Source organism: Wenzhouxiangella sediminis (genome assembly GCF_003410055.1).
GTDB lineage: Bacteria > Pseudomonadota > Gammaproteobacteria > Xanthomonadales > Wenzhouxiangellaceae > Wenzhouxiangella > Wenzhouxiangella sediminis.
This window is the reverse complement of record NZ_QUZK01000047.1, coordinates 84,465-90,558: the sequence shown is the minus strand read 5'-3', so window position 1 is coordinate 90,558 and position 6,094 is coordinate 84,465. Positions and strand designations below refer to the sequence as shown.

Sequence of the window (6,094 nt, the reverse complement as noted above, 5' to 3'; positions counted from 1 at the left end):
AACCACGCTCACCGAAGCCGAAACGGAGCCTCCCGCAAAGACCGCGTCGCGCCCGCGCAGACTTTTTCAGAGGGTCCCTAGTCACTTCAAATCTATTGATAGTCTTCTTCGCGCTGATGCCGAATGGCAAGGACCGTTACGGTCTCGTCATCTTCGATCTCGAACAAGGCGACATAGCCGGAATGGCCGAAGGAGATGAGCAATTCGCGCAGGAATGGATCAGCACCCTCCACTCGGCTGCAGGAGAACGGAGATTCCTCAAGAAAGGTGAAGCCATGCTCCAGGGATTGCAGCGCTCTTTCTGCTGCCTGAACGTCTTGCTCGATCAGGAAACGATAAAGTCGCTCGAGATCGACCTTGGCCTCGATCGTGAAACGAACACGAAAACTCACTTCTTGCCTTGCGCCGCCTCGAGCATGGAATGAAGCGAGTCCATCACCTCATCCTTCGAAGCATACTCACCAGAGGCCCGCGCGGAGTCACGAGACGCAAGGCCGCGTTCGAGGAAGGACTGCTGGAACTTGCGGTGCTCGATCTGGCGCCGCAGAGACTCCTCGAGAAAGCCGCTGAGCGATTCCCCTTCCCGGAGCACACTTTCCACATCCTGACGAAGTTCAGGCGTGACGCGAAGCGGCGGAATTGTTGCTGATTTCATGGTCGGGACCTAGTTGTATCGCATTTGCTATACACTCTACCCGAAGCCTGGAACGTCGCGCAACGCCGCCTTGCCGTGTCGCGGGCCTCAGGTCGCCGACGAATCCAGGTTATCCAGGCGCTCGAGCTGGCGTTCTGCGCGCTTGCGGACCATCGCGGACAGCAGGCCCGTGGCGATCATGATGGCCAGAAGGGCGCCGGCCGAAACCGCCCACCGGGTGGCATCCTCGGTTCCGTTGATCCCATGGAACAGCGCGGCGGCGAGCGTGAAGAGTAGAAGCGCCGCCACACCCCACAGGTTGACCCGCCAGTAGCGGATGCGGGTCCGCAGCCGCTGACGTTCCAGCTCGATCAGCCGGGCCGCGTCCATGGGCCCGTGCAACCAGTTGCGCCGCCTCTGGCGGTAAACCCACACGACGAAACCGCCGGCCAGGCCGGCCGCGCCGAGAAGGCCCGCGCGCTCGAGGGCATGCAGGTCGGGCGCCAATGCTGTAGCCAGACAGCCCGCGACGGCAACGAAGCCGAGCAGCACCTCGAGCGCAGTGACCACCTTCTCGCGGCGGTTGCGTCGTCGGGCCGTGGCGATCAGGGCTTCTACATCCGGCGCGGCGGATGACGACGCCTGCCATTGGCGCTGCCATTGCGCCAGTTCGGGATCAGTGTTCATGGGCATCATCCTTTGCAAGCATGGCTTTCAATCGCTGGCGGCCGCGGCGCAGGCGTTGTGCAACGGCGTTTTCCTCCAGCGCCAGGGTCTCGCCGATTTCGGCATGGCTGAAGCCTTCCAGCATCAGCTCGACGCACTGGCGATAGGTCAGGGGCAATCGTCGAATGGCGCCGGCCAGGTCGAACTGCTGGTGCAGCGATCGATCTCCGGCCCCGGAAATCTCTGCGGGGTCTTCACCGGAAGTATGTCGATCGAGAATGCGCTGGCGATGCATCACATGATCCACCGCGCGATTGTGCGCCACCCGCGCGACGAAAGTCTTCAGGCTGGCCTGTCCGCGAAAGGACGGCAGCGCCTTCCAGATCGAGAACACGATCTCCTGCAGCAGGTCCTCGCGAAGCGCCGCATCCGCTTCATAGCTCATGGCCACGCGCGAGAGCATAGGGCCGAACTCGCGCAGCAGTTCCTTCAGCCGGGCGTCGGATTCGCTCAGCGCCACAGCGCCTCCCGGGATTGACGCGCAATGTCCCGGAAAGCCACCAGCCCGACGCAGAGCAACCAGGGCCCGGTGAGCAGAACGGGCAACAGGAAAGTCGCCGGCGCCAGGAAGACAAGAATCATGGTCAGCAGGGCCAGCAGCCCCATCGGCACGGCATGGCGCAGCACCAATCGCACGCTGGCGACGACGGACCGTCCTTCAGACATTCCTTCGATCAGCAGCATCGGGGGCGCGAACATCAGCAGCGTCGAGAAGGGAACTCCGGCAGAGAATATCAGCCCCAGCTCCCAGGAGCTCGCCGCCACACCCGCGTCCGGGCTCGCGAAAACCAGCAGATCGATCGCGCCGGGGCCCAGAACCAGCCAGCCGACAGCGACCTGCAGCAGGTAAACGAACAGCGAAATCAGGGCCAGCCCGGCCAGCGCAGGCCACCGGCGACCGACCCGACGTGCCGCGTCGAACAGGCGCAAGCGCCCGTCGATGTCGAGCCGGTCCAGTGCCAGCCAACAGACACCACCGAGCAGGCCCAGCACCCATTTCGAAACGGGTATGCCCACCGACGGGACGCCGACCTGAACCAGGATCTCGACCGCGAAGAGCAGCACCATCATGGCGAACAACCTCACAGGAGCGCGGAGAAACAACCGCCAACCGCCCACGAGCCAGTGGATGAACCACCGCATGCCCGGTGAACCGGTTTCGGAAGCAGTAGCGGGGTCGATAGCATGGGTTGTACTCATGGGGGTTCCGGTGATCTGTTGGCTTGATCCCTGTAGACGCCCGGGGCCCGGCAAACCTGACAGGCAATTCATGCAATGAGAGTCGGGACCCGGTTCAAGGGAAGGAGCCGGACCGGATTCGCAGTCAACATCGATGGTTGGCGTAGTTCTAGCCGACATCTTGGATGACTCATGGCACAGGCGCCAGGGATACCAATCAGCCACGCTGAGCCCGGCATGGCGCCAGATCTTGGCCGAGATCTCACGATCATGGACAATCGTGCAAGATGTCAAAGCACAAAGGCCAACCCGGAAACGCCATGGACTACAACCCTGCCCAGCAAGTTGATCCCGAAGAGTGGTTGTCGATCGACGAGGGCGAGCGCCTCTACGCCATCGAGTGCTGGGTCGCAGAGCTGACCGGCCGGGACATCGAGGACTGCGTGCTCGAAGCGGTGCCCATTCTCGCGGTGGAAAACCAGGTCGCCATGAACGACCCGCCGGTTACTCGCGCCACGCTAAAGCGTCTGCTAGACGCCGGCGTCGACCGGGTCACGGCCATCGATGCCATGAGCGACGTCATGGCCGATTCATTGGCTGCGGTGGCGTCGGGGGAACAGCACTACGACGCGGCCGCCTTCGCCCGTGCGCTGGAGCAGATCGATCCGGCCGAGATCGCGATTGGCGAGGCCGGCGACGATGCGCCCGGAAGGCCCGCTGGCGGTGTGCCAGTGTTCAGCGACGAACACCGGCAGGTGCTGATCGATTTCGGCGAGCGCCATGCCGAGGCGGCAGCCATGTCCTGGCCGGAGACGGCCGGCTTCCTGCTGGCGGTCCAGGCCTGCCCCGACCTGGTCATGCCCTCGGAGTGGATCGAGATCGTTCAGGGCGAAGCGCGGTTCGCCGATCACGACGAATTGCAGGCAGTCAGCGAAGCGCGCATGGCGCTGATGAACTGGATTGCCGACCGCATGGATCGGGATCAGCCAGCCGTCCCGGAAGACTGCGCGCCCGACCCGGAGCCATTGCGCATCCTGGAAGGGGACAACAACTTCTCGCGCTGGTGCCGCGGCCTCATCGAAGGCCACAACTGGCTGGAGCAGAGCTGGGATGCGGTGCTGGAAGCAGGCGACGACGACGATCGCGCGCAGGGCATGGGGCTGACCGTGTTTGCGTTCTTCACCGACCGCGCCATGGCCGAGCGGGTGGTCGAGGAGATTGCCCGGGACTCGACGAGCAGCAGCCCCACCCTGGAGGAATTGGCCAGCAAGTTTCACGCACTCATCGAACAGGCCGTGCTGGAATATGCCGCCCTCGGTCTGGCATACCGCCAACTGCCGCCTGAACCCTCTCCACAGCAACCGGTTCGCTCCGAGAAGATCGGCCGCAACCAGCCCTGTCCCTGCGGCAGCGGCAAGAAGTACAAGAAATGCTGCGGCCGGCCCGGCGCTGGGCGCCTGCATTGACGAGGCCCTGGGAGCCCGACAAGACCGAGTAAGGAAACGCCATCAGCAACTGAGAACCCCACCCCACAGGTGCATGAAGATGGCTGTCGCTCGACACGGTTTGGCCGCGCAAGAAAGTTATCTATCCTGCGCGCTCAGATCGACTATGCGCGCTCTTGCATCCTCGAAATGTTCTGTGAGTGCGTTGTGCTTCCCGCCCAGGCCTTGTACGCAGTAGGGGTTGAGGAACTGTCGCCCGGCAAGGAGTCTGGCGTCGACCGGGCTCAGCGCTGCCTCATCGCAGAGTGATGCCCAGTTGTGCGCGATGGCATCGATTTGCCCTTCAATAACCGCTGTGGCCTCGTCTTCGCTCAAGTGAAAGTCCGTGCACGCCGACAGGCACGTGGCGAGCGTACTCATGCGGCTCTCGCCCTTGATGAGCATCGCCTGCGTCGCCTCGTTGCCGGCGCGGCCCTGCGGACAGATATCGTAGGCGGGTGTGAGCGTCAGCATCCTGCCGTCCCAGAAGGCGGCATGGTTGCGCGCGTGATCGTCCGTGTTCCCGCACAGCACGTTGAAGCAGATCCGCCCGTAGAGCTCGCGGAGCGTGTCCTTCGGATCGGTGAAAGTGTGGCGAATGCGCTCGGCAAGGTCCTCAAAGGACGCGTAGCGCGCTTCCATCTCACCGAGTTCGAGAATGGTGAGCGCCGAGACCATGGCACGGCGCTGCCACTTGCTGTCCGCCCTGATCCTGTCGAAGCGCTCGAGGAGCAGGATATCCTTGCCGGCTGTCTCGAAGATCGCGGCAGGCGCGACGTCGAGCCCGCACGAGGCCGCAAGCCGCATGGCCATGAACTCGGCCTTCACGACGCTATAGACGTCCTTGCTCGATGAGAATTTGGCGATCAGCTTGCGCTCGCCATCATCGATCAGGGCCTTCGGTCGCGCGCCCCCGATCGATGTGCCGCGATTGATCGCCTGGTCGAGCGGCGGTGCGAGAGGGAGGCCTTTTTCGACGCGGTCGGCTGCCTCGAGCAGCTCCTGGTAGCTCGCCTGAGCCGAAGCCCGCGGCACGTACTCAGTAGCCGAGCGCTGGAAATCGAGTGCGCCGATCCTGTCCGAGCCAGACTCGATCAAGTAGGTAAGCTCGTTCAGGTCGTCCGCGCCCCGATCGGCGGCCTTCGGCCCGACGAGCCGATTGATGATGATGCGGCGGCCCCAGGCGTCCGGCGAGCCATCACGCAGGCAGCCTGCCATCTCCATGTTCGGAAGCGGGTCGATTCGGCCACGCCTCAGTGGCAACTCGGGTTCATAGATCGGGATGGCGTTGTTGCGCCCGAGATAGCTGGCACCGTAGTTGAAGATGTAGCGGCCGCCATCCATCGTGATGCGTCCGGCCACGACCGGCTCGGTCTCACCCGGCAGCCAGGTCCACACATAGACGCTGTCTGGTGTCTTGCGATCAGAAGTCATCATCGACTTCCGTGCGGGAGGCACGGACACTCTTCGGGAGCAGCGTCAGTTTTTCGTCGAGGCGAGCGTTTTCGGTGCGAAGCGCTGCCTCATCATCGTCAAACAGGCGCACACCCGCCACCGAAGCGGCCTCGAACACGGTACCGATCTCGACGCCTGGTGCGCCCTTCTCGATGTTATGGAGGGTGGTTCGGCTGATTCCGGCTCGGTCGGCCAGTTCCTGTGCCGTCATGCCGCGCTCCATCCGCCCAATGCGGATCAGCTTCCCCAGGATCGAGAGTGCCTCGCGCGTCTGGCGCGCGTAAGTTCGCTTGCGCTTCATGGCTAATGCATACCTATTGCCCAGTTTGATTGACTGCAAGCGGTTAAATGTTCAGGATAATGAACATAATAGGCATAGGGCGGGCCAAACATCAAGTCAGCGTTCGTTTAAGTGTGCTTGGAAGCGCCTCGCGTTCGGTTAAACGGACACCGCGTCACCCTCCAGCCGGTCAGCGAGGAACTTTATCGCCTGATGCGCTACTGGTTCGGCCTGGGTTGGCCGGCGTTCCTCGCGATACTTGGCATCTTCTACCTGATGGTCTTCAAGCCGGTGCTGGCTTGAAGCAGAGCCCGCCGCGCTTGTCCACAACGATTG

At 63.1% G+C, this 6,094-nt stretch carries 9 protein-coding genes; 2 read left to right on the top strand and 7 right to left on the bottom strand.

Features of this window, described 5'->3' with window-relative positions; all coding sequences use genetic code 11:
* Nucleotides 1-92: 92 nt before the first annotated feature.
* From DZC52_RS13345 to DZC52_RS13325, 5 genes are all read right to left on the bottom strand, one after another.
* Complete coding sequence (locus tag DZC52_RS13345) at nucleotides 93-392, bottom strand: type II toxin-antitoxin system RelE/ParE family toxin (RefSeq protein ID WP_116651644.1); 300 nt, start codon at nucleotides 390-392, stop codon at nucleotides 93-95.
* On the bottom strand, nucleotides 389-655 hold the full coding sequence (locus DZC52_RS13340; protein WP_116651643.1) for a YlcI/YnfO family protein: 267 nt from the start codon (nucleotides 653-655) through the stop codon (nucleotides 389-391). The genes DZC52_RS13345 and DZC52_RS13340 overlap by 4 nt, the downstream gene beginning before the upstream one ends.
* A gap of 87 nt (nucleotides 656-742) precedes the next feature.
* On the bottom strand, nucleotides 743-1,321 hold the full coding sequence (locus tag DZC52_RS13335) for a hypothetical protein (protein WP_116651642.1): 579 nt from the start codon (nucleotides 1,319-1,321) through the stop codon (nucleotides 743-745).
* Complete coding sequence (locus tag DZC52_RS13330) at nucleotides 1,311-1,820, bottom strand: RNA polymerase sigma factor (RefSeq protein ID WP_220338388.1); 510 nt, start codon at nucleotides 1,818-1,820, stop codon at nucleotides 1,311-1,313. The genes DZC52_RS13335 and DZC52_RS13330 overlap by 11 nt, the downstream gene beginning before the upstream one ends.
* Complete coding sequence (locus DZC52_RS13325) at nucleotides 1,811-2,560, bottom strand: DUF2189 domain-containing protein (protein ID WP_147307708.1); 750 nt, start codon at nucleotides 2,558-2,560, stop codon at nucleotides 1,811-1,813. The genes DZC52_RS13330 and DZC52_RS13325 overlap by 10 nt, the downstream gene beginning before the upstream one ends.
* 299 nt (nucleotides 2,561-2,859) lie before the next feature.
* Here DZC52_RS13325 and DZC52_RS13320 point away from each other — a divergent pair, with 299 nt between their 5' ends.
* Nucleotides 2,860-4,005, top strand: a complete 1,146-nt coding sequence (locus DZC52_RS13320; RefSeq protein WP_181918956.1) for a UPF0149 family protein — start codon at nucleotides 2,860-2,862, stop codon at nucleotides 4,003-4,005.
* A gap of 117 nt (nucleotides 4,006-4,122) precedes the next feature.
* On the opposite strand, the gene DZC52_RS13315 is transcribed toward DZC52_RS13320, so the two are convergent.
* The gene (locus tag DZC52_RS13315; RefSeq protein ID WP_181918955.1) at nucleotides 4,123-5,457 is read right to left on the bottom strand and encodes a type II toxin-antitoxin system HipA family toxin; all 1,335 of its coding nucleotides are present in this window, start codon (nucleotides 5,455-5,457) and stop codon (nucleotides 4,123-4,125) included.
* Nucleotides 5,447-5,779: a helix-turn-helix transcriptional regulator gene (locus DZC52_RS13310; protein ID WP_116651639.1), complete on the bottom strand. Its 333-nt coding sequence runs from the start codon at nucleotides 5,777-5,779 to the stop codon at nucleotides 5,447-5,449. The genes DZC52_RS13315 and DZC52_RS13310 overlap by 11 nt, the downstream gene beginning before the upstream one ends.
* A 117-nt stretch (nucleotides 5,780-5,896) precedes the next feature.
* Between DZC52_RS13310 and DZC52_RS15645 the strand changes: the two genes are divergently transcribed.
* Nucleotides 5,897-6,061 carry a DUF2269 family protein gene (locus tag DZC52_RS15645; protein ID WP_220338387.1) on the top strand — a complete coding sequence of 55 codons (165 nt, stop codon included), beginning with the start codon at nucleotides 5,897-5,899 and terminating at the stop codon, nucleotides 6,059-6,061.
* The last annotated feature ends 33 nt before the right edge of the window (nucleotides 6,062-6,094 follow it).

Excerpts from the sequence above, each read along its gene's own strand:
- DZC52_RS13340 (WP_116651643.1), bottom strand. The coding sequence starts at position 655 with ATGAAATCAGCAACAATTCCGCCGCTTCGCGTCACGCCTGAACTTCGT.
- DZC52_RS13335 (WP_116651642.1), bottom strand. The coding sequence starts at position 1,321 with ATGAACACTGATCCCGAACTGGCGCAATGGCAGCGCCAATGGCAGGCG.
- DZC52_RS13325 (WP_147307708.1), bottom strand. The coding sequence starts at position 2,560 with ATGAGTACAACCCATGCTATCGACCCCGCTACTGCTTCCGAAACCGGT.
- DZC52_RS13320 (WP_181918956.1), top strand. The coding sequence starts at position 2,860 with ATGGACTACAACCCTGCCCAGCAAGTTGATCCCGAAGAGTGGTTGTCG.
- DZC52_RS13315 (WP_181918955.1), bottom strand. The coding sequence starts at position 5,457 with ATGACTTCTGATCGCAAGACACCAGACAGCGTCTATGTGTGGACCTGG.
- DZC52_RS13310 (WP_116651639.1), bottom strand. The coding sequence starts at position 5,779 with ATGAAGCGCAAGCGAACTTACGCGCGCCAGACGCGCGAGGCACTCTCG.